General features: G+C 65.8%; 17 protein-coding genes, 1 pseudogene and 1 riboswitch. Of the genes and pseudogenes, 4 read left to right on the top strand and 14 right to left on the bottom strand.

From position 1 onward, the window contains the following. Positions 1-23 precede the first annotated feature (23 nt). Positions 24-1,937, bottom strand: a complete 1,914-nt coding sequence (gene typA / locus H7347_RS06035; protein WP_186337318.1) for a translational GTPase TypA — start codon at positions 1,935-1,937, stop codon at positions 24-26. 205 nt (positions 1,938-2,142) lie between these two features. Here typA and H7347_RS06030 point away from each other — a divergent pair, with 205 nt between their 5' ends. Together H7347_RS06030 and H7347_RS06025 are read left to right on the top strand one after the other, a co-directional pair. Then, a complete protein-coding gene (locus tag H7347_RS06030; protein WP_186337317.1) occupies positions 2,143-2,859 on the top strand; it encodes a hypothetical protein in 717 nt (238 codons plus the stop codon). Next, entirely contained in the window at positions 2,856-3,395 is a 540-nt protein-coding gene (locus H7347_RS06025; protein ID WP_152822270.1) for a DUF402 domain-containing protein, read from the top strand. The genes H7347_RS06030 and H7347_RS06025 overlap by 4 nt, the downstream gene beginning before the upstream one ends. On the opposite strand, the gene rraA is transcribed toward H7347_RS06025, so the two are convergent. Next, a complete protein-coding gene (gene rraA / locus H7347_RS06020; RefSeq protein WP_152822598.1) occupies positions 3,376-3,873 on the bottom strand; it encodes a ribonuclease E activity regulator RraA in 498 nt (165 codons plus the stop codon). The genes H7347_RS06025 and rraA overlap by 20 nt on opposite strands. A gap of 136 nt (positions 3,874-4,009) precedes the next feature. Beyond that, complete coding sequence (aceA, locus tag H7347_RS06015) at positions 4,010-5,305, bottom strand: isocitrate lyase (protein WP_152822268.1); 1,296 nt, start codon at positions 5,303-5,305, stop codon at positions 4,010-4,012. A 465-nt stretch (positions 5,306-5,770) separates the two neighbouring features. Between aceA and glcB the strand changes: the two genes are divergently transcribed. Further along, positions 5,771-7,972: a malate synthase G gene (gene glcB / locus H7347_RS06010; RefSeq protein WP_152822267.1), complete on the top strand. Its 2,202-nt coding sequence runs from the start codon at positions 5,771-5,773 to the stop codon at positions 7,970-7,972. A gap of 180 nt (positions 7,973-8,152) precedes the next feature. On the opposite strand, the gene H7347_RS06005 is transcribed toward glcB, so the two are convergent. From H7347_RS06005 to H7347_RS05960, 10 genes and pseudogenes are all read right to left on the bottom strand, one after another. Continuing rightward, on the bottom strand, positions 8,153-9,709 hold the full coding sequence (locus H7347_RS06005) for an ABC transporter ATP-binding protein (protein ID WP_152822265.1): 1,557 nt from the start codon (positions 9,707-9,709) through the stop codon (positions 8,153-8,155). Further along, a complete protein-coding gene (locus tag H7347_RS06000) occupies positions 9,706-10,647 on the bottom strand; it encodes an ABC transporter permease (RefSeq protein WP_186337316.1) in 942 nt (313 codons plus the stop codon). The genes H7347_RS06005 and H7347_RS06000 overlap by 4 nt, the downstream gene beginning before the upstream one ends. Next, positions 10,640-11,566, bottom strand: coding sequence for an ABC transporter permease (locus tag H7347_RS05995; protein ID WP_152822262.1), 927 nt, complete (start codon positions 11,564-11,566; stop codon positions 10,640-10,642). Before H7347_RS05995 ends, H7347_RS06000 begins: the two co-directional genes overlap by 8 nt. Next, positions 11,563-13,134 carry an ABC transporter substrate-binding protein gene (locus H7347_RS05990; RefSeq protein WP_152822260.1) on the bottom strand — a complete coding sequence of 524 codons (1,572 nt, stop codon included), beginning with the start codon at positions 13,132-13,134 and terminating at the stop codon, positions 11,563-11,565. The genes H7347_RS05995 and H7347_RS05990 overlap by 4 nt, the downstream gene beginning before the upstream one ends. 64 nt (positions 13,135-13,198) lie before the next feature. Beyond that, positions 13,199-13,606 carry an NUDIX domain-containing protein gene (locus H7347_RS05985; RefSeq protein WP_152822258.1) on the bottom strand — a complete coding sequence of 136 codons (408 nt, stop codon included), beginning with the start codon at positions 13,604-13,606 and terminating at the stop codon, positions 13,199-13,201. Continuing rightward, on the bottom strand, positions 13,599-14,078 hold the full coding sequence (locus tag H7347_RS05980; protein ID WP_152822256.1) for a (d)CMP kinase: 480 nt from the start codon (positions 14,076-14,078) through the stop codon (positions 13,599-13,601). Before H7347_RS05980 ends, H7347_RS05985 begins: the two co-directional genes overlap by 8 nt. Then, entirely contained in the window at positions 14,075-14,836 is a 762-nt protein-coding gene (locus tag H7347_RS05975; protein WP_152822254.1) for an energy-coupling factor transporter transmembrane protein EcfT, read from the bottom strand. Before H7347_RS05975 ends, H7347_RS05980 begins: the two co-directional genes overlap by 4 nt. Further along, a complete protein-coding gene (locus H7347_RS05970) occupies positions 14,833-16,197 on the bottom strand; it encodes an ABC transporter ATP-binding protein (RefSeq protein WP_227659037.1) in 1,365 nt (454 codons plus the stop codon). Before H7347_RS05970 ends, H7347_RS05975 begins: the two co-directional genes overlap by 4 nt. Further along, positions 16,194-16,808, bottom strand: a complete 615-nt coding sequence (locus H7347_RS05965) for an ECF transporter S component (RefSeq protein WP_152822252.1) — start codon at positions 16,806-16,808, stop codon at positions 16,194-16,196. Before H7347_RS05965 ends, H7347_RS05970 begins: the two co-directional genes overlap by 4 nt. Continuing rightward, positions 16,793-16,908: riboswitch (TPP riboswitch) on the bottom strand. It overlaps the preceding gene by 16 nt. 92 nt (positions 16,909-17,000) lie before the next feature. Then, positions 17,001-17,288 (bottom strand): annotated as a pseudogene (locus H7347_RS05960) (DUF2218 domain-containing protein); the annotation flags it as partial. Positions 17,289-17,381: 93 nt separating this feature from the next. Here H7347_RS05960 and H7347_RS05955 point away from each other — a divergent pair. Further along, the gene (locus H7347_RS05955; protein ID WP_152822250.1) at positions 17,382-18,269 is read left to right on the top strand and encodes a patatin family protein; all 888 of its coding nucleotides are present in this window, start codon (positions 17,382-17,384) and stop codon (positions 18,267-18,269) included. A gap of 21 nt (positions 18,270-18,290) precedes the next feature. Here the strand turns inward: H7347_RS05955 and H7347_RS05950 are convergent, their stop codons facing one another. After that, on the bottom strand, positions 18,291-20,213 hold the full coding sequence (locus H7347_RS05950; protein WP_186337315.1) for a BCCT family transporter: 1,923 nt from the start codon (positions 20,211-20,213) through the stop codon (positions 18,291-18,293). Positions 20,214-20,258 lie beyond the last annotated feature (45 nt).

The raw sequence follows: 20,258 nt of genomic DNA, 5'->3' as shown, positions 1-20,258 counted from the left end.
GGCTAGCGCACCCAGGCCCAACGCTACTTGTTGCGCGCCTTCTCGCGGGCGCGGGCGCGGCCACGCTCCGTGGCGCCGAGCACCACCTTGCGCACGCGCAACACGTCGGGGGTTACCTCCACGCACTCGTCGCTGCCGCAGAACTCCATCGCCTCGTCCAGGGAAAGCGTGCGCGCCTTGGCGAGCGTGACGGTAGCGTCGGCGGTGGCCGAGCGCATGTTCGTCAGCTTCTTCTCCTTGGTGATGTTGATGTCCATGTCCTCGTCCCGGTTATTAGCCCCCACGACCATGCCCTCGTAGGTCTCCGCACCCGGCTCCACGAAGAAATCACCGCGATCCGCCAGCTGCGTCAGGGCGTAGGCGGTGACCTGCCCGGAACGATCCGCCACCAGGGAGCCATTGGGACGATCCTTGATCTCCCCCGCCCAGAGATCCATGCCGTCGGAATAGGAGTTGGCGATGCCGGTGCCGCGTGTCTCCGTCATGAAGGTGGTGCGGAAGCCGATCAGGCCACGAGCGGGAACGCGGTACTCCATGCGGATCCAGTCCGAGCCCGGCGTGGTGTCCATCGCCTGCATCTGCCCCTTGCGTGCCGCCATGAGCTGGGTGACCGCGCCCTGGTGCTCGGCGGGAATATCGATCACCATGATCTCGTAGGGCTCGTGGAGCTTGCCGTCGATGGTCTGGGTGACCACCTGCGGCTTGCCCACGGTCAGCTCGAAGCCCTCGCGGCGCATGGTCTCCACCAGCACGGACAGCGCCATCTCGCCGCGACCCTGCACCTCCCAGGCATCGGGGCGCTCGGTGGGCAACACGCGGATGGACACGTTACCGATGAGTTCTTGGTCCAGGCGCGCCTTGACCAGACGGGCGGTGAGCTTATCCCCGCCGCCGCGGCCCGCCATGGGCGAGGTATTCACGCCGATGGTCATGGAGATCGCCGGCTCGTCCACGGTGATCCTTGGCAGGGCCACTGGATTGTCCAGATCCGTCAGCGTATCGCCGATCATGATGTCGTCGATGCCGGACACCGCCGCAATGTCCCCGGCGATCACCTCGTCGGTGGGCACGCGATTGACGCCCTCGGTGCGCAGCAGCTCCGCGATCTTGACGTCCTTAACGTGCTGGTTGCCCTCCTCGTCGTAATGGATCCAGGCCACCCGCTGCCCTTTCTTGAGGGCGCCGGAGTGAATGCGCACCAGGCCGATGCGTCCCAGGAAGGACGAGGAATCCAGGTTGGTCACGTGGGCCTGCAGCGGGCCATCCAGGGTAGCAGTAGGCTCGGGCAGCACGTCGTAGATCACGTCGAAGAGCGCCTGAAGGTCCTCAGCATCCGGGACGTTGCCATCGCCAGGATTAACGGTGGAGGCCTTGCCCTCTCGGCCGGAGGCATAGAGCACCGGCAGATCGAGCAGCTGCTCGGCCGCGGCGGCGGCCTCCGGGTCATCCAAGCCCGCCGCCAGCTCCAGCAACAGATCCTGGGATTCTTCCACCACGGCATCGATCCGGGCGTCCGGGCGGTCGGTCTTATTCACCAGGATAATCACGGGCATTGTGGCCGCTAACGCCTTGCCCAGCACGAAGCGGGTCTGCGGCAGTGGTCCCTCGGAGGCATCCACCAACAGCACCACCCCGTCCACCATGGACAGCGCGCGCTCCACCTCGCCACCAAAGTCCGCGTGACCGGGGGTATCGATGACGTTGATGATGAGGTCGTCGCCGTCCTTCCCCAAGCCCTTGCGGCGGATGGCGGTGTTCTTGGCCAGGATGGTGATGCCCTTTTCCTTTTCCAGATCGCCGGAGTCCATCACGCGATCGGCGACCTCCTCATGCTCGCCAAAGACGCCGGACTGCTCCAGCATGGCATTAACAAGGGTGGTCTTGCCGTGATCCACGTGCGCGACGATGGCGACGTTACGGAACTCTGGGTGGCTCACTACGGGGGTACTCCTAGCACAAAAGGGAAATTGGTGAACTGAAGAAAGGTTACTCCCTGCGCGGCACCGACGCACGTCACGTTCGGCCCTCATCACCGGGGCGCTTGATCCCACTCCTCGCCCGCACTCACCCCAGGGGAGACAAACGGCCATCGCGATACTAGAGTGACAATAGTTGATTTCCCCACCGGAAGGTTTCCGCCTCGTGTCGCTCCCCCGTCGCCGCCTTGCCGCCGGTCTCACCGGCGCAATCGCCGCACTCGGTCTCGCCTTGGGTGCCCCCACCGCCGGGGCGCTCACCCTCCCCGTGCCGCCGCTACCGGAGGGGCCCCTCTTTCTCCCGAGCCAACAGCAGGTGCAGCAGGCCCGCAGCTTCGCCGCTCAACCCTGGTTGCCCGCGGACCTCGCCTCCGCGATCCGCGCGGCCGCCGATTTCTACGAGGGAACCGCCGACTCCAAGGGGGCGGTGGCCCTGCCCGACGATGCCCCCCACTTCGCCCAGTTCTACTGGCCCACCGTGGCCGGAAACTGCATCGGAGGCCAGCTTAATTCCGTGGGCACCGCCATCGGGGTACCCGGCCCGGCGCAGATCCCCGCTCCCGGCGCGAGCGAGGGCCAGACCACCTTCCTGTTCACCGGCCTGGGCACCGCCGCGGCCGCCGCAGAACAAAAGAACATGGCCGTGCACTGGTTCAACCTCACCACTCTGACTGCAGGAACGACGCCGCTGGGCAACCACGGCATCAACCCACAAGGACCAGCCACCCTATCCGGCACCGCCGATACGGGAACGGGCACCATCGTGGCCGTGATTACCGGCTCCGTGAAGACCCAGGAGGGCACCTGCTCCTACGCCCCCACCGCCGGGATCGTGAACAACCCGCGCCCCGCTCGCGAAGCACCGCCGAAGCACGCGCTATGACGACGGATCTCCATCCCATCAAGCAGGAAACCTTCGATCTTCAGACCAGCGTCAACGTCGATCCCAAGGGATTCCCGCGCCGCGTGGATCGCTTTCGCGTCACCGATTTTGGCCTGTATATGGCCCGCGGGGCCGATCACCCCCGCTTCGGTTACCTGGAGTCCTGGCTGCTGCCGGCCTGGAATCTGCGCGCTAATATCTTTCACTTCCGCCCCGGTGTAGAAACTCGGCAGCACCTCTACATCGACGTCGCCGCTATCACCCGCCAAGGCGGTCTGTGGCGTACCCGGGATCTCTACGTGGATCTGGTGAGCAATCCACCCGCCCCCGTGGAAGTACTCGACCTCGACGAACTCGCCGCCGCTGCCCACGCTGGGCTCATCGGTTCTGCGGAGGCCGAGCTGGCTATGCGCGCCACCGTCGCCGCGGTGGCCGGGAGCAGCCGCCACGGCGAGAATCCCGAGGAGTGGCTTAAGGCCCAGGGGGTGACGCTCACCTGGGCCCCGGAGGTACGGCTTACTCCTGCGGGGGAATAATAGGCTTCTCCGTGACTACCACCCCGTCCGCATCCGCATAGACGTAGTGGCCGGGCACAAAGTCCACGCCACCGAAGTGCACGGTGACGTCGCGCTCGCCTGTGCCGTCCTTACTGGACTTACGCGGGTTGGTACCCAGGGCCTTGCAGCCGAAGTCCAGCTGGGCGATGACCGCGGAATCGCGCACCGCCCCATAGACGATCACGCCGGACCAGTGGTGATCTCGCCCCGCGGCGGCGATGAGATCGCCCACGAGCGCGGTGTGCACGGAGGCATCGCCGTCGATGACCAACACGCCCCCCTCCCCCTCCTCGTTGAGGATCCGCTTGACCAAGGCGTTGTCCTGGAAGCAGCGAATCGTGGTGATTCTGCCGCAAAATTGCGTGCGGCCACCGATAGTGCGCAACTGCGTATCGCAGCTGCGCACGGATTCGCCGATGATATCCACCAGATCGGCGGTGGGAATGAACTGCGTCATGTCTTCTTCTTTCTCGCGTCTGGCGTCCTCAAAGCAACTCAGTGCGTGGGCGGCGATTGCCGCCCACGCACTGGTCATACACCGTCACACATCATGACCACGGCACAAGGCCAATCGCGGCCCGCCGCCTCATGGACTAGTGGAACTGTCCCTCCTCCGTGGAACCCTTGAGGGCGGTGGTAGAGGAGTTCGGATCCACCGTGGTAGCGATGGCATCGAAGTAGCCCGCACCGACCTCGCGCTGGTGCTTGACGGCGGTAAAGCCGCGCTCCTTGGCCGCCTCGAACTCCCGGTTCTGCAGGTCCACGAACGAGGTCATGCCGTTGCGGGCGTAACCGTGGGCGAGATCGAACATGGAGTAGTTCAGGGCGTGGAAACCGGCCAACGTGATGAACTGGAACACGAAGCCCATGGCGCCGAGTTCCTTCTGGAACTTGGCGATCTCGTCCGCCTCCAGGTGCGCAGACCAGTTGAAGGAGGGCGAGCAGTTGTAGGCCAGGAGCTGATCCGGGTACTCGGAGCGCACGCCCTCGGCGAACTTCTTGGCCAGCTCCAGATCCGGGGTACCGGTCTCCATCCAGATCAGGTCGGCATAGGGGGCGAAGCTCTTGGCACGGGCGATGCAGGGCTCCAGGCCGTTCTTGACGTAGTAGTAGCCCTCGGCGGAACGCTCGCCGGTGAGGAACTCGTGGTCGCGCTCGTCCACGTCGGAGGTCAGCAGCGTGGCAGCCTCGGCGTCGGTGCGGGCCACGATCACGGTGGGCACGTTGGCGACGTCGGCCGCCAGGCGGGCCGAGGAGAGGGTGCGGATGTGCTGCTGGGTGGGGATGAGCACCTTGCCGCCCAGGTGACCACACTTCTTCTCGGAGGCGAGCTGGTCCTCCCAGTGGGTGCCGCCCGCGCCCGCGGCGATCATGGCTTTCTGCAGCTCATAGACGTTGAGGGCGCCGCCGAAGCCCGCCTCGGCGTCCGCGACCACGGGGACGAGCCAGTTATCCACGGAGTCGTCGCCCTCCACACGGGCGATCTCGTCCGCGCGCAGGAGGGCGTTGTTGATGCGACGCACCACCTGGGGCACGGAGTTGGCCGGATACAGGGACTGGTCCGGGTAGGTGTGGCCGGAAAGGTTCGCGTCGCCCGCGACCTGCCAGCCGGAGAGGTACACGGCCTTCAGGCCCGCGCGCACCTGCTGCACGGCCTGGTTACCGGTGAGCGCGCCGAGGGCGTTGATGTACTCGCCGCCACCCTTGTTGATGCCCTCCCAGAGGATTTCGGCACCGCGACGCGCCAGGGTGTGCTCCTCCACCACGGTACCCTGGAGCTTGGCTACCTGCTCAGCCGTGTAGTCGCGCTGAATCGCAGACCACCTGGGGTTTTCATCCCAATCCTTCTGAATTTCTTCGGTTGTACGGGCCTGGCCGGTAGCGGTCATAATCACACCAACTTCCTTCGTCGGTCTTGAAAAGCGGGGTACTGCCGGGCACGCCTCGCCATGACTTTGAGAGGCGAACCCTTCACACCACATCTGGTGGCGTGATTCACAGAATGGCAGGATCAAGGGCCCGCGTCAATGATTCCGGTCAATATTTTTCGCAACGGGGGTAGCAGAACAGAAGAGAAAGAGCCGAATGATGTTAGTTCCAGCGCCCCATATTACCCCCGCGCCACCCCGCGCCACAGATCACAAAACCGCCCGTCAGGCGGCATAGTATCCCTCCAGAAAGCTGTCGCTTTACCCCCGCCGCCCGCACTCCCCGTTCCCGATCGGACCGGGGGTAGCCCGAGGAAAAAATCCCCGAGCCGCTTTCCATAGTGACGCCACGCACATACGATGATCCCCCAAGCGGCAATCACGTCGCTGTTCCATTCGTTCGCCAGATCATTGAGGAGTTCCCCGATGCCCACGACCACGGCTCTTAGCACGCAGGACGACCGCGTCCAGGTCGCCGGAATGGACGTTGCCCGTGTCCTTTACGACTTCCTCGTCGAAGAAGTACTGCCCGAAATCGGGCTGGACGCGGAGGAGTTCTGGCAGGGATTCGCAGCCATCGTGGCGGACCTTACCCCACGCAACAAGGAACTCTTGGCACGCCGCGAGGAGCTGCAACGCCAGCTCGACGACTACTTCCGCACCCACCCCGGCCGGCCGGACCCGAAGGAGCACGAGGAGTTCCTGCGGTCCATCGGTTACCTGGAACCCGTGCCCGAGAAGGCCGAGATCCGCACCGACGACACCGACCCCGAGTTCTCCGAGATCGCCGGCCCCCAGCTAGTGGTGCCCGTGCTCAACGCCCGCTTTGCCCTCAACGCCACCAATGCACGCTGGGGCTCGCTCTACGACGCCCTCTACGGCACCGACGTCATCCCCGAGGACAACGGCGCGCAGCGCTCGGGTCCTTATAACCCGGTGCGCGGCTCCCGCGTCATCGCCTGGGGCCGGGCCTTCCTCGACGAGGTCGTGCCGCTCGACGGTGCCAGCCACGCCGACGTGGAGAGCTACAGCGTGGTGCGCGGTAGCCTGTGCGCCCGCGTGGACGGCGAGTGCATCCCGTTGAAGAACCCCAAGGCGTACAAGGGATTCGTGGGGGACTTCGGCGATCCCTCCTCCATCATCCTGTACAACAACGGCCTGCACATCGACATCCGCATTAACCCCACCTCCCCGGTGGGCAAGACGGACCTCGCCGGGGTGGAAAACATCGTCCTCGAGGCCGCCACCTCCACCATCATCGATTTCGAGGACTCCGTGGCCGCGGTGGATGCCACCGATAAGACCCTGGGCTACCGCAACTGGTTCGGCCTCAATACCGGCACCCTCAAGGAGGAGGTGACCAAAGGCGATAAGACCTTCACCCGCGCGCTGAATCCGGATCGTACCTACATCTCGCGTACCGGCTCGCAGACCGTACTTAAGGGGCGTTCCACCCTGTTGGTGCGCAACGTGGGACACCTGATGACCAACCCGGCGATCCTCATCGACGGCAAGGAGATCTACGAGGGCATCATGGATGCCGTGATCACCGCGGCCTGCGCCATCCCGGGAACCCGCAAGGACAATCCCCTGCGCAACACCGTGACCGGCTCCATCTATATCGTCAAGCCCAAGCAGCACGGACCGCAGGAGGTCGCCTTCACCGACGAACTCTTCAGCCGCGTCGAGCAGCTGCTGGGCCTAAAGCCCAATACGCTCAAGGTCGGTGTGATGGACGAGGAGCGACGCACCTCCGCCAACCTCGACGCCTGCATCCAAGCCGTTACCCACCGCCTGGCCTTCATCAACACCGGCTTCCTCGACCGTACCGGCGACGAAATCCACACCTCCATGGAAGCCGGGGCGATGGTGCGCAAGGCCGACATGCAAACCGCTCCGTGGAAGCAAGCCTATGAGGACAACAACGTGGACGCCGGGCTGGAGCGCGGGCTATCCGGGCGCGCCCAGATCGGCAAGGGCATGTGGGCCAAGACCGAAATGATGGCGGAGATGGTGGAAAACAAGATTGGCCAGCTGCACGAGGGCGCCAATACCGCCTGGGTGCCCTCCCCTACCGCCGCCACGCTGCACGCCACCCACTATCACAAGGTGGACGTTCGTGCGGTGCAGCAGCGACTCGTGACTGTGGGCCGCCGCGATACCTTCGCCGATCTGCTCACCGTCCCGGTGGCACAGAACCCCTCGTGGTCCGCGGCGGAAATCGCGGAAGAGGTGGACAACAACTGCCAGTCCATCCTGGGCTACGTGGTGCGCTGGGTGGAGCAGGGCATCGGCTGCTCCAAGGTTCCCGACATCCACAACGTGGACCTCATGGAGGATCGCGCCACGCTGCGCATCTCCTCCCAGCTGCTGGCCAACTGGCTGCGCCACGGAGTCATCACCGAGGAGCAGGTGGTGGATTCTCTCCAGCGCATGGCCGTGGTGGTGGACAAGCAGAACGAGGGCGACGCCGCCTATCTGCCTATGTCGCGGGACTATGACTATTCCCTTGCCTTCCAGGCCGCCAAGGATCTGATCCTCAAGGGAACGGAATCCCCCGCCGGGTATACCGAACCGATCCTGCACGCCCGCCGCCGCGAGTTCAAGCAGCGCGAAGGCATCGCCTAGCGCCACGCTCCGCACGACGAGCCGAACAAGCGCCCTGCCGACCGGTTCCTACACCGTGGTCGGCAGGGCGCTTCTCTCGGTCCTCTTCCCCTCCCGTTCCGGAATTGCTGTTCCCGTCAAGAAGAGGCAGGTTGCTCCCTGGTCATCACGGCCACGGCTATGGCGATCCCCTCCATCGATCTACCCCCAACCGGGCACGGCATCGATGAGATTGCGCGTGTACTCCTGCTCGGGACAACGGAAGACCCTCTCGGTGTCGCCTCGTTCCACGATCCTGCCGCCGCGCATGACCACCACGTCGTCGGCGGTGTGCCGCACCACGGCGAGATCGTGGGTGATAAAGAGATAGGAAAGGCCCAGCTCCTCCTGCAGGTTCCCCAGGAGCCTTAGCACCTGATCCTGCACCACCACGTCCAGGGCGGAGACCGCCTCGTCCAGCACAATCACCTCGGGATCCAGCGCCAGCGCCCGCGCAATGGCGATGCGCTGGCGCTGCCCGCCGGAAAGTTCATTGGGGTAGCGGCGCGCCACCGACCTCGGCATAGCCACCATATCGAGAAGTTCTCCCACCCTGCTGGCCCGCTGCTTGCGGCCTATGCCATGGATCTTCATCGGTTCCTCGATGCACCGCTGAATCGAGTACATGGGGTCTAAGGAACCGTAGGGATTCTGGAACACCACCTGCATGCGGCGGCGCATCTCGAACTTCTCTTGGCGCGAAAGCTCATCGAGGTTCTTTCCCTTGTAACGCACGACCCCCGAGGTGGGCTGGAGCAGACCCAGAATCATGTTTGCCACGGTGGACTTGCCAGAACCGGACTCCCCCACCACGGCCGTGGTAGTGCCGGTGCGCACGTAGAAGGAGACGTCGTCCACGGCGCGGTTCTTGCCAAAGTCCTTCGTCAGGTTCTCCACGCTGATCACCCGCTCGTGATTCGAGCGCTGTCGAGGCGTTCCGGGGGTTCCCACGGCGGGAGCGGCCTCCACCAGGCGCCGGGTATAGGAGTGCTGCGGGTTAGTAAGGATCTCACGGCTGGGCCCGGATTCCACCACGCGCCCGCCACTCATCACCACGAGGTGCTCGGCGCGCTCGGCGGCCAGCCCCAGGTCATGGGTAATAAAAAGCACGGCGGTGCCGAGCTCTGCGGTCAGCTTCTCCAGGTGATCCAGGATGAGCTTTTGCACGGTCACGTCCAGGGCGGAGGTGGGCTCGTCGGCGATAAGCAGCCTGGGACGAGAAGCCAGTCCCATGGCGATAAGCGCGCGCTGGCGCATACCACCGGAGTACTCGTGGGGAAACTGACGGGCCCGGCGGGCGGCGTCGGTCAGGCCCGCTTCCTCCAGCAGGGCCACCACGTCGTGATTGCCGGGGATCTCCTCGATCTGGCGTCCCACGCGCCACACGGGGTTGAGGTTGCTCATCGGGTCTTGGGGCACCAGTCCGATTTCCCGGCCGCGGAGCCGCTGCCACTGTTTCTCCGTGTAGCGGGTGACGTCGACACCATCGAAGCGCACGGTACCCTCGGTGATGCGCGCGTTCGGAGACAACAGACCCATCGCGGACATGGCGGTGGTGGACTTACCGGAGCCAGATTCGCCCACGATGGCCACGGCCTGGCCCGGGTACACGGTCAGGTTGGCGCCCTTGACGGCGTGGACGGGGCCGGCGGCGGAGTCGAAGGTGATCCGTACATCGCTGATCTGCAGGAGCGGTTGGGGGGTGGTCGCGGTACTCATCGCTTCCTCGCCTTCGGTTCCAGGGCGTCGCGCACGACGTCGCCCATCATGATGAAACTCAAGACGGTCAGTGCCAGGGCCGCCGCGGGGTAAAACAGCACCATTGGTTTGGTGCGCAGACTGGCCTGGGCCGCAGAGATGTCGCCACCCCAGGACACCACCGTAGAGGGCAGACCAATGCCCAGGAAGGAAAGCGTGGCCTCCGCCACGATAAAGGTGCCCAGGGCCACCGTCGCGTAGACGATGATGGGAGCGGCGGAGTTCGGCACGATGTGGGTGATGAGGGTCTTCCACCCTGGCTGGCCCATCGCACGGGCGGCGGTGACGTATTCCTCGTTCTTGACGCTCATCACCGCGCCTCGAGTGATCCGCGCAATGCTCGTCCAACCGAACAACCCCAGCACGATCACCACGGTGAGGATGGTGCGGTGATCGCGGAACATCTGCATCACCACGATGGCCGCCAGTACCAGCGGCACCGCAAAGAACACGTCCGTGAGCCGGGATAGCACCGCATCGAGGACCCCACCGAAGTAGCCCGCCACCGCCCCCACCGTGGTGCCGATGCACACCACCAGGACGGTGGTGAGGAGCCCCACCGTCACCGAGGCGCGAGCGCCGTAGATGGTGCGGGCATAGATGTCGCAGCCCTGACGATCGAAGCCAAAGGGATGACCGGATTCCGGCCCGGCCAGGGAACGGGCCAGATCGCAGGAGCGGGGATCGGCGGAGCTCAACAGCTGCGGGAAGGCGGCCGTCAACACCGCGCCGAGGATCAACACCGCGCTGACCCAAAACATGGAGCGGCGGCATAACTGGTGCCAGGCCACCACCCACTGGGAGGCGGGAGCACCGTTTTTCCGCTCTTCGGACTCCGGCCGAGACTCGGGGGCCTGCTCCTCGGCCACGACATGCTCTTGATGGGGGTAGTTAGACATAGCGAATCCTCGGATCAAGCACGGCATACAGGATGTCCACCAGCAGATTGGCCAGGATATAGACGATCACCAGCACCGTAGCAATGGAAACCACGGTGCTGGGCTCCCCCTTGAGAATGGCCTGATAGATCGCGCCGCCCACGCCGTTGATGCCAAAGATCCCCTCGGTGACAATCGCGCCGCCCATCAGCGCCCCCAGGTCCGCGCCGAGGAAGGTCACCACCGGGATCAACGAGTTACGCAGCACATGATGCGTCATCACCCGGCGCGCCGAGAGTCCCTTGGCTTTGGCGGTACGCACGTAATCAGCCTGGAGATTCTCGCTGATCGATTGACGGGTCAGCCGCAACACGTAGGCGAAAGAGAGGGAGCCCAGGACCACCGCCGGCAGGACGAGAGCGACCGGAGACTCGTTGCTGCCCACCGTGGCCGGCAACAGCTCCCATTTCACCCCCACCAGGAACTGCAGCACAAAGCCGATGACGAAGGAGGGCACCGCGATGACCAGCAGGGAGAGCACCAGCACCGTGGAGTCGAAGATGCCGCCCTTGCGCACCCCGGCGATGACGCCAAAGAGCACGCCGAACACCGCCTCAAAGGCCAGGGCCATCATCGCCAGCACAATGGTCACCGGGAAGGCCCGGGCCATGACCTCCGAGACGGGCTGACCGGAAAAGGTGGTGCCAAAGTCAAGGCTAAAGATCCCCTTGAGGTAGAGCAGGTACTGCACCAAGAAGGGTTTGTCCAGGTGATACCGCTCCTCGATCGCCTGACGGGCGGAATCGCTCAGACCTCGGTCCCCGCCCAGGGCTGCCACGGGGTCACCCGGCATGAGGAACACCAGGGCGTACAGCAGGAAGGTGGCGCCGAGGAACACGGGAATCATCTGGAGCAGGCGACGGCCCACGTAGCGCATCATGAGGCCACCTTCCTCACCTTGTTGAGCACCGGCATCCCCGTCCAGGCAAAGACGACCTCGCCCACCCTGGAGCTATGGCCGCCCACGGTGTTGGAATACCACAGCGGAATGGAGGGCAGATCCTTCAGTAATTCCTCCTGGGCCAGGTTGTAGTGCTCGTTCGCCTCCTCCGGTGTGACGGCGGCCTTGCCCAAAACCACCTGCCGATCCACCTCGGCGTTGGAGTAATCGCCGTCGTTGGAACCGCCGGTGGTGGTGAACGGGGCCACCAGGAAGTCGCTGAGCACGGGGGTATCGGCTTGCCAACCGGACCGGAAGGCCCCGCTGGTGGTGCGCTTGTTCACGTCGTCGCGCAGGGACTTGAAATCCGGGTAGGGCTTGCCCAGGGCCTCGATGCCCAGGGTGTTGCGCAGCTGGTTGGTCACGGCATCCACCCAGGCCTGATGGCCGCCGTCGGAGTTATACCCGATGGTGAACTCCCCGCTCCACGGGGACAATGCGTCCGCCTGCGCCCACAGCCGACGGGCCTCCCGCGGGTCGTAATCCAGTACCTCCGCCCCCGGGAGGTGATCGGAGTGACCGGGCACCGTGGGCGAGGCGAAGTCCGTGGCAGGGGTGCGCGTCCCCTCGAAAATGAGGTCCGTGATCTGCTCGCGGTTGATGGCCCGCGAGATCGCGCGGCGGCGCAGATCCCCCTCCTCGCCGGAGAAGTGCTCCAGGCGCTCCGGGATGACGAATCCCTGGAATACCGCGGCCGGTTGATTAACCGAGCGGCCCTCAAGCTCCTCCTCATAGGTGGCGAAGGCGGAATCCGGGAGCGCATCCAAAACGTCGAGGTTATTGGCCAATAGGTCCGCGTAGCCCGCATCCAGGGAGGCGTAGAAGAGGAACTTCACGCCGTCGTTGGCGGCCTCGCGGGCGCCGCGATACTCGGTATTCGGCAGAAGCGTGATGTTGTCGTAATGCGTCCACTCGTTTACCCGGTAGGGGCCATTGCCCACGGGTTTGTTACCGAAAGCCTCCATGTCGTCGAAGGCCACGTCCGGCAGCGGGAAATACGCCTGGTAGCCCAGCTGGGTGGGGAAATCCCGTTGCACCTCCTTGAGGGCCACGGTCAGGGTACGATCGTCCACCGCCCGGACGCCGGGGAGCTCCGCGATGCCCTCCTCGTAGCCCTCGATGCCCTCGAAGGCGTATTCCAGGGTTTGGGAGTGTTCCACCACGTAATTCCAGGCCCGCACGAAGTTCTGAGCCTTGACCGGGGTGCCATCGGCAAAGAAGGTCTCCTTCAGCCGGATGGTGTAGTGCTTGCCATCCTCGGACTCGATGGACTCCGCCACCTCGTTATAGGGCCGTCCCTGGGCATCGTAGGCCACCAGACCGGAATAAATCAGGTCGATAACCCTGCCCCCGCCGTTCTCGTTGGTCATGCCGGGTATCAGGGGATTTTGAGGTTCCGAGCCGTTGGCCGTGACGTAATCGGTGGGGTCGTCGGTGCCGCAGGCGGCTAATCCGCCCGCGGCCATGCTCATCGCCACCAGCAGGGCGATGATCCGTGATCGAACCATGCTGTCTCCTTCGCGCTTTTCAGACAGCATAGTCTGTGAAGACTAATACACCCGCATCCTCCTGCTAGGTGGTTAACAGGAGGGGAAACACCACGTCCCGCGTCAAGGGCGCGATCTCCGCCGCGCGGGACGAGGGGTCATAAAATCGCGCCTCCGCGATCTCCGCGCGCACCTGGGGCAGCTCGGGCAACACGCCCCGCCAATCGAATACCGCGCACTCCACGGTATGGCCCGGCTCGTTGGCCGCCGGGGCGGTCATCGTGCCCAGGAAGATCAAATCCTCCGCGCACAAAGTCAGACCCAATTCCTCGTTGATCTCGCGGCGCGCCGTCTCCCGCGGCCGCTCCCCCGGCTCTCTTTTTCCTCCGGGAAACATGAAGGAGTTCGTGCCGCGTTTGCGCACCGTGAGCACCTTCCCCTTCCCATTGCGCAGCACCACGGCCGCAATCCGAATGACCGCCTCGCTATCCATGTTCTCTCCTCTCGTCGGGCGTGATGTGCACCGTGGTCGCAAAATGCTCGCGCTCCTGGCGCGCCCAGGTCTGCCACCACGGCTCATAGAAAGGATCGCGCGCCAGGGCGCGGGCGCGGCGCACCGACTCCGGGGCGCTGATCACCACGGTATGCACCCCGCCCCGATGCCGCGCCGCCGCCACCGAGGCCTCCGTGATCGCCCCCACCCCCTCGACGATGAGCGGCGCTCCCACCGGCAGCGTCACCCACTCACCGGGGCGATCCCTCTCCCAATCCCAGCGGCGATACCCCGGCGCACTCGGGTGCAGCACGTGCTCAGCCACCATGCGCGCCCCGGCGGCCAGGCCGTCCCAACCCGGGTAAAAGTCATCTAAATGCACCACTCGGTGCCCCAGGCGGCGCGCGAGTGCCTCGGCATACGTGGTCTTGCCCGCCCCCGAAGGGCCGTCGATGAGCCAGGTGCGAATCATGCCACCCCCAGCAGGCGAAATGTGCCCGCCGCCCAGGCGCAGCCGAGCGCGAGGACGGGCAACAACGCCCACGTCAGCAGAACCATCGCGTCGCGCCGACCCACCGTGGAGGGGCGCGCCCAGGTGCGCTGCACGCCCGCGCGCCCGAAGCCCCGGGCCTCCATCGCCACGGCGAGCTTGGTGCCTCGGCGCAACGAGGACACCAGCAGCCCGAAGAACAAGGAAAAGGTCCCGCGAATCCGACCACGATCGGCCACCCCGCGGGCCCGGCGGGCCCGACGCAGGGAGGCGGCGTCGTCGCGCACCAGGGCCAGCAGGCGAATCGCCGCCACCGAGGCAATAACGAAGCGCGCGGGCAGGCGCGCCACCTGGGCTAGACCATCGCCCAGATCCGTGGGATCGACGCGGGCGGACAGGACGATGACCGGCAGCCCAAGGGCCAGCACCCGCAGCACGATGGCGAGGCTGAGCGCAATCGAATTATCGGTGATATGGATGGCGAGGAAGGAGAAGTACTCCCGCCCACCGGGACGGCCGTAGAGCAGCATGGAGACCCCGGCGATCGGTGCGACCAGCAGCAGCGGCAGGCTCCGGCGCACCAACGCGCCCCAGCCCAGCCCGCACATCGGGGAGAGCACGCACGTCAGTGCGATGGCCACGAGGGCGGAGAACGCATCCAGGCTGAGCAGCAGCGGCGTGGTGGCGAGCATCATCGCGCCCAGGCGGGTCACGGGATTGACCCCGCGCAGCAGGTTCATGGGTGCTCCTCCTCGAGTGGCGCCATGCGCACGTGCTGATCGCCCAAGGTGGCCACGAAGTCCGCATCGTGCGTGATGGACACGACCGTGGTACCCCGCTCGGTGCACTCGCGCAGCAGCAGGGCGAGCTCGGCAAAGGTGGCGGTGTCCTGCCCGAAGGTGGGCTCGTCGAGCACCAGCAGCGCGGGGTGCCCCATCAACGCCGTGGCCACGGAGAGCCGACGCTTTTCTCCTCCGGACAGGGTGTAGGGGTTCGCCCCGCGTAGGTGGCTCAGCCGCAGCCGCGCCATGAGCTCCTCCGCTCGCTCGGCCGAGCCGCCCACGAGCAGATCGTCTGCTACCGTGCGGGCCACGAATTGGTGCTCGGGGTTTTGAAATACCGTGCCGATGCGCCGCGCGAGATCCTGCGAACGCCAGCGATGCGGCGGGGTGTCCAGCCCCCGGGCGAGGTCAGGGTGGGGGCGGACGCGCCCGGCGCGCGGGGCGTCCAGCCCGCCGAGCACCATGGCCAGCTGCGTCTTGCCCACCCCATTGGGGCCGGTGATCACGGTGGAGGCGGCCCGAGGCAGGCGCAGATCCGGGGTGAGGCCCGCCGCCGTGATCACCCCCTCGGTGCGCAACAACACGTCTCCTTCGCTGGCGCGCTGCGGCTGCGCGGGGGGCAATAAAGGGCGCGGCGGCCACTGCTCCGGAGTGATCTCGAGCAGGCCCTCGCGGCCCAGGTGCAGGCAGCGGGTGGCCAGGTCGCGCCACAGCTCGGGGCGGTGTTCCACGATCACCAGGGTGGCACCGGTGCGCGCCACCAGCGTCTCGACGGCCTCACGCACCTCGCGGCAACCCCGCGGATCGAGGTTGGCTGTGGGTTCGTCGAGGAGCACGATGTGCGCCCCCATCGCCGCCACCCCGGCCAGGGCCAGGCGCTGCTTCTGTCCCCCGGAAAGATAGCGGGTGGGAGTCTCTAGTGGCAAGCCCAGACCCACCAGATCCAGCGCCCGGCGCACCCTAGGCCAGATCTCACCGTGCGGCACGCCCAGGTTCTCGCAGCCGAAGGCCACGTCGTCGCCCACGCGGCTGGCAATGACCTGAGAATCCGGGTCCTGGAGCACCATCCCCACCACCCCATCGACCTCAAGGCTGCCCGCGGCCTCGCCCTCCTCTTCGCCGCCCAGCAGCCCGGCGATCGCCCCCAGGAGGGTGGACTTGCCCGCCCCGGAGTCCCCGGTGAGGATCACCCGTTCGCCGGGGGCAATGTCCAGGTCGATGCCGCTGAGAGCGGGTTGCGCGCGGGTGGCGTGGCGCCAGCCGAAGCCCCGAGCCCGGATCGCACCCCGCCGAGCGGTGTCTGGCGCCTGCATCGTCATGCGGCGGCGCGCGCCTCCCTCCCGGCGGCAAAGCGATCGAGTGCCCCCGTGCGCGCCAGGGCCGTGACCAGGGCGTAGCCCAGGGCACCGGCCAGCACCGCCCCGGAAACGATCAGGCAGCCGAGGTAAATCGCGTTATATTCCAGGGAGCGGGCAAGGTGTCCCGCAGTGAAAAGCTCCAGGATGAACGCCCCGATCCCCGCGCCCACGCCCGCCAGCATGGCGGTGGGAAGCCTCAAGGAGCGGTAGAAAAAGAGCGCAAAGACCGCTTCCGCGCCCAACCCTTGTGCGATACCGGAATACACGGTGGACACCCCCCACTGGCTGCCCAGCAACATGGACGCCACCGCCGCCAGCACCTCGGTGAACAGCGCCGCGCCCGGCTTGCGGATCACCAGGCCGCCGATGACCCCGCCGATCAGCCATATTCCCGTGGCCAAGCCCCCCAAACCCGGCGTGAGGGCATCCATGGCCTCCAACCACAGCAAGCCCGCGGAATTCCACACCACGAACACCAGCCCGCAGGCCAGGCCCAAAACGGCGGCCACCACGATATCCACCACGCGCCACTGCGGCGAGCGTGCCCGCGCGTTTTTTGCCATGTTTTGCATCCTCCCTAGCGCCGGTATTAACCGGATCAGGTTCTACGGTTTGCCACCCGCGGTCGGCATCTCAGCCCGGTACTGACGCCGGGCACCCGTGTTCTTTTCTTCTGCGCCTATCCTAGGGCACCTCCCCGGCTCATCCAGATCCCCCACCGTCCACTCGCTGCCGGCCCGGCCCCCGGACCGCCGCCACCGCACCACCAGGGCATCCTTGCGACCAAAGCGCACCAGATGGATGCCCACCACTCGCTCCATCGTGGCGCAGGCCTCCTCGCTCTCGCACTCCGCGTGCATGAGGAGCATCCCCTGCCCCGCGACCAGGGATACCTCGCCGCGTACCGGCCGCTCGGGATCGTCAAAAATCAACGCCCCCTGGCCGGTGCTCTCGTCCCAGTGCGCGGTGATCGTGCGGCCAAAGTGATCGGCCAGTTGCTTGGCGTAGCGCCCGGAACGCTCGGTGCTCACCCGAGCCGTGGAAGTGGTCATACAGGGCAATGTACCCTCCCCTCCGCGCCCCATCCTGGCGCGGCTGCCCGGTACGCCACCACGTATGCCCGCGCGAACGGGTACCGTGGCACCATGACGATCGATGCGCCTCAGACCGCACTCGTCCTGGAGGGCGGGGGAATGCGCGCCTCTTATACCGCCGCGGTGATAGACAGGCTCTTGGCCGAGGACGTGCGTTTTGGCTGGGTGGGCGGAATCTCCGCCGGGGCCACCCACACCGTGAACTATCTATCCGGCGAGCGGGAACGCGCCCGCCACAACTTCGTAGATTTTGCCTCCGACCCCCACTTCGGCGGGCTGAGTTCCCTCCTGCGCGGCCGCGGTTACTTCAACGCGGAATACATCTACGGCCGCGCCCCCAGCCTCAACCTGCCCGGCCCTCTCGACTACGAGGCCATCGCCTCCCATCCCGCGGACTTCCGCATCGGGGCCGTCCAGGCACACACCGGGCGCAGCGTGTACTGGGGGCACGAGGATGTCACCGACTCCGAGTCCCTCCTCGCCAAGGTTCGGGCCTCCTCGACCCTGCCGCTGCTCATGCCCCTGCCCAACATCGACGGCGTGCCCTACGTGGATGGCGCGCTCGGTCCCTCCGGCGGTATCCCCCTCGACGCAGCGGAGAACGACGGCTACACCCGCTTCTTCGTGGTACTCACCCACCCGCGCGGCTACGCCAAGGCGCCCATCAAGCGCCCCGGGCTGCTGCGCAACCTACTGAGTAATTACCCCGTGGTGGCCGAGCGATTGATTACCCGCCATACCCGCTATAACCGCACCATGGCCCGACTGTTGGAGCTAGAGAAACAGGGACGCGCCTACCTCTTCTTCCCCACCGGAAGGCTCGTGGCTTCCACCGAACTCAACCCGGACAAGCTGCAGGGTTCCTTCGACCGCGGGGCCCTGCAATCGGCCCGCGAATGGCCGCTGTGGCGTCGGTTCCTAGAAGCAGAAGGGGCTTAACCGCCAGAATCCCACTGCCGCTCAGCCCCGATTCGACCCGTCATTCGGCTCATCTAGGTATTCCCCGGTCTCATAGTCGTACCCCACGCGATTGCCCTCCTCGTCGGTGCGCGCGTACCAGTCCACCACCTCCTCGGCGGCGGAATCGAAGCCCGCCCCCGTGGCATACTCCTCCTCCCGGCTCGGCTCCACGGCCAGGGCAAAGTTATCCCCGTACTCGCGCACGCCGTGCACCACCGCGTTAGCCACCGCGCGGCGTTGATAGGCCTGCCGGATCGCGGCGGGGTCGTTGCGCAATTCCCGCATCAGCGCCACCACCATGCCCACCAGCACCAAGGCAAAGGGTAGCGCGGTCACGGTGATGAGGTTTTGCAGGCCCGTCAGCGCGTTGTCCCCACCGCTGAGCAGGATCACCACGGCGATACCCGCCATGCACAGCGCCCAAAAGGCCGTGACCAAGCGACGCGGCTGGAGGTTGCCCTGCTGAGAGAGCTGGGAATTGACCAGGGCGGCGGAATCGGCGGTTGTGATGAAGAAGATTGCCAGCATCGCGATCACGATGGGCGCCACAATAGGCGCACCGGGGAGGTGGTCAAGCACCACGAAGAAGACGCGCTCTGGGCTGGGCAGGGTGGCGGGATCATTGCCCGGTGCGATGTCGCCGTCGTGGCGCTGCAACCAGATCGCGGTACCACCCAGAATGCTAAACGCCACGACGATGATGGTAGAGGGAATCAGCAGCACGCCGAGGACGAATTGGCGGATGGTGCGCCCCCGGGAAATCTTGGCCACAAAGACCCCCACGAAAAGCGACCACGATACCCACCACGCCCAGTAAAAGGTGGTCCACGCGGACAGGAATTCCTGCATGTCCTCCCCCTGGCCCATATTGGCCGCCAACATGTCCGGCGCGGAACCCAGGTAGGTGACCAGTACGCCGGGCAGCATGTTGATGAGGAAGGCCGTGGGACCAGCGAGGAAGAAAAAGAACGCCAACCCCAGGGCCAGCACGAGGTTGATGTTAGAAAGCCAGCGGATGCCCCTGTCCACACCCGAAACCGCCGAGGCGATGGTACCGATGGTCAACACCACGATCACCGCGATCGCCAGAGCATTCCCCGCCGGCGACCAGCCGCTGACCACCTCCACCCCGGTAGCAATCTGCAGCGCGCCGATGCCCAGGGAGGCCGCAGTGCCAAAGAGCGTGGCGATAATCGCCAGGGAGTCGATCATACGCGCGGGAAACGAGGTGGTGGGGCGGTTGCCTAGCAGCGGCATGAGAATGGAGCTCATCAGCGGCACTCGGCCGCGGCGATAGGACACGTATCCCACCGCCAGACCCACCACCGCGTAGATGGCCCAGGCGTTGACGCCCCAGTGCAGGGCGGATTGGGCCAGGGCGCCCAGCACCGCCTCCCGGGAAGCGGCATCGTAGGCCCCGGGGCGGGGGTTAAGGTACAGGCTCATCGGTTCAAAGGGGCCAAAGAAGATGATCGCGATGCCGATGCCCGCAGCAAAGAGCATGGCGGCCCAGGACAACGTGGAATATTCCGGTTCCTCTCCGTCTAGGCCCAGCGGGATGCGCCCGTACCGGGACAACGCCAACGCCACAAGAAAGATCACCAAACCGATGGCCAGGCCGCTCAGCACCCACCCGAGGTTGAGCATAACCCAGTTCAGCGCGGCGGTGGAGACCCCTAACACCTGCTGCGGTGCCAGGACTCCCCAGGCCACGAACGCCACGATGAATCCGCCCACGCTGAGGATGATGGGGCGATCGACGCGGTAGCGAATCCGCTGGTCCTCCACGCTCACGCCGGGCACCAAGGCCGGGTGAATGCTGTGCGGGTAGGTCACCTCTCGTAGGAAGGCGCGGGCACGGCCCGCGCGCTGGGGTCGTTCTGGGCTGGATCCCTCGCGGATAGAGTCGTAAGTATCAGACATATCTATCGAACATAGCCCGTCCCACCCGTCTAGTAGGATCGCGGG

This window comes from Corynebacterium sp. zg-331, assembly GCF_014267345.1.
Lineage (GTDB): Bacteria > Actinomycetota > Actinomycetes > Mycobacteriales > Mycobacteriaceae > Corynebacterium.
This window is presented reverse-complemented; position numbering and strand designations above follow the sequence as displayed.

Bases quoted from the DNA above. Each gene is read 5' to 3' on its own strand.
- H7347_RS06025 (WP_152822270.1), top strand. From the start codon at position 2,856: ATGACGACGGATCTCCATCCCATCAAGCAGGAAACCTTCGATCTTCAG.
- rraA (WP_152822598.1), bottom strand. From the start codon at position 3,873: ATGACGCAGTTCATTCCCACCGCCGATCTGGTGGATATCATCGGCGAA.
- aceA (WP_152822268.1), bottom strand. From the start codon at position 5,305: ATGACCGCTACCGGCCAGGCCCGTACAACCGAAGAAATTCAGAAGGAT.
- glcB (WP_152822267.1), top strand. From the start codon at position 5,771: ATGCCCACGACCACGGCTCTTAGCACGCAGGACGACCGCGTCCAGGTC.
- H7347_RS06005 (WP_152822265.1), bottom strand. From the start codon at position 9,709: ATGAGTACCGCGACCACCCCCCAACCGCTCCTGCAGATCAGCGATGTA.
- H7347_RS06000 (WP_186337316.1), bottom strand. From the start codon at position 10,647: ATGTCTAACTACCCCCATCAAGAGCATGTCGTGGCCGAGGAGCAGGCC.
- H7347_RS05995 (WP_152822262.1), bottom strand. From the start codon at position 11,566: ATGATGCGCTACGTGGGCCGTCGCCTGCTCCAGATGATTCCCGTGTTC.
- H7347_RS05990 (WP_152822260.1), bottom strand. From the start codon at position 13,134: ATGGTTCGATCACGGATCATCGCCCTGCTGGTGGCGATGAGCATGGCC.
- H7347_RS05985 (WP_152822258.1), bottom strand. From the start codon at position 13,606: ATGGATAGCGAGGCGGTCATTCGGATTGCGGCCGTGGTGCTGCGCAAT.
- H7347_RS05980 (WP_152822256.1), bottom strand. From the start codon at position 14,078: ATGATTCGCACCTGGCTCATCGACGGCCCTTCGGGGGCGGGCAAGACC.
- H7347_RS05975 (WP_152822254.1), bottom strand. From the start codon at position 14,836: ATGAACCTGCTGCGCGGGGTCAATCCCGTGACCCGCCTGGGCGCGATG.
- H7347_RS05970 (WP_227659037.1), bottom strand. From the start codon at position 16,197: ATGACGATGCAGGCGCCAGACACCGCTCGGCGGGGTGCGATCCGGGCT.
- H7347_RS05965 (WP_152822252.1), bottom strand. From the start codon at position 16,808: ATGCAAAACATGGCAAAAAACGCGCGGGCACGCTCGCCGCAGTGGCGC.
- H7347_RS05955 (WP_152822250.1), top strand. From the start codon at position 17,382: ATGACGATCGATGCGCCTCAGACCGCACTCGTCCTGGAGGGCGGGGGA.
- H7347_RS05950 (WP_186337315.1), bottom strand. From the start codon at position 20,213: ATGTCTGATACTTACGACTCTATCCGCGAGGGATCCAGCCCAGAACGA.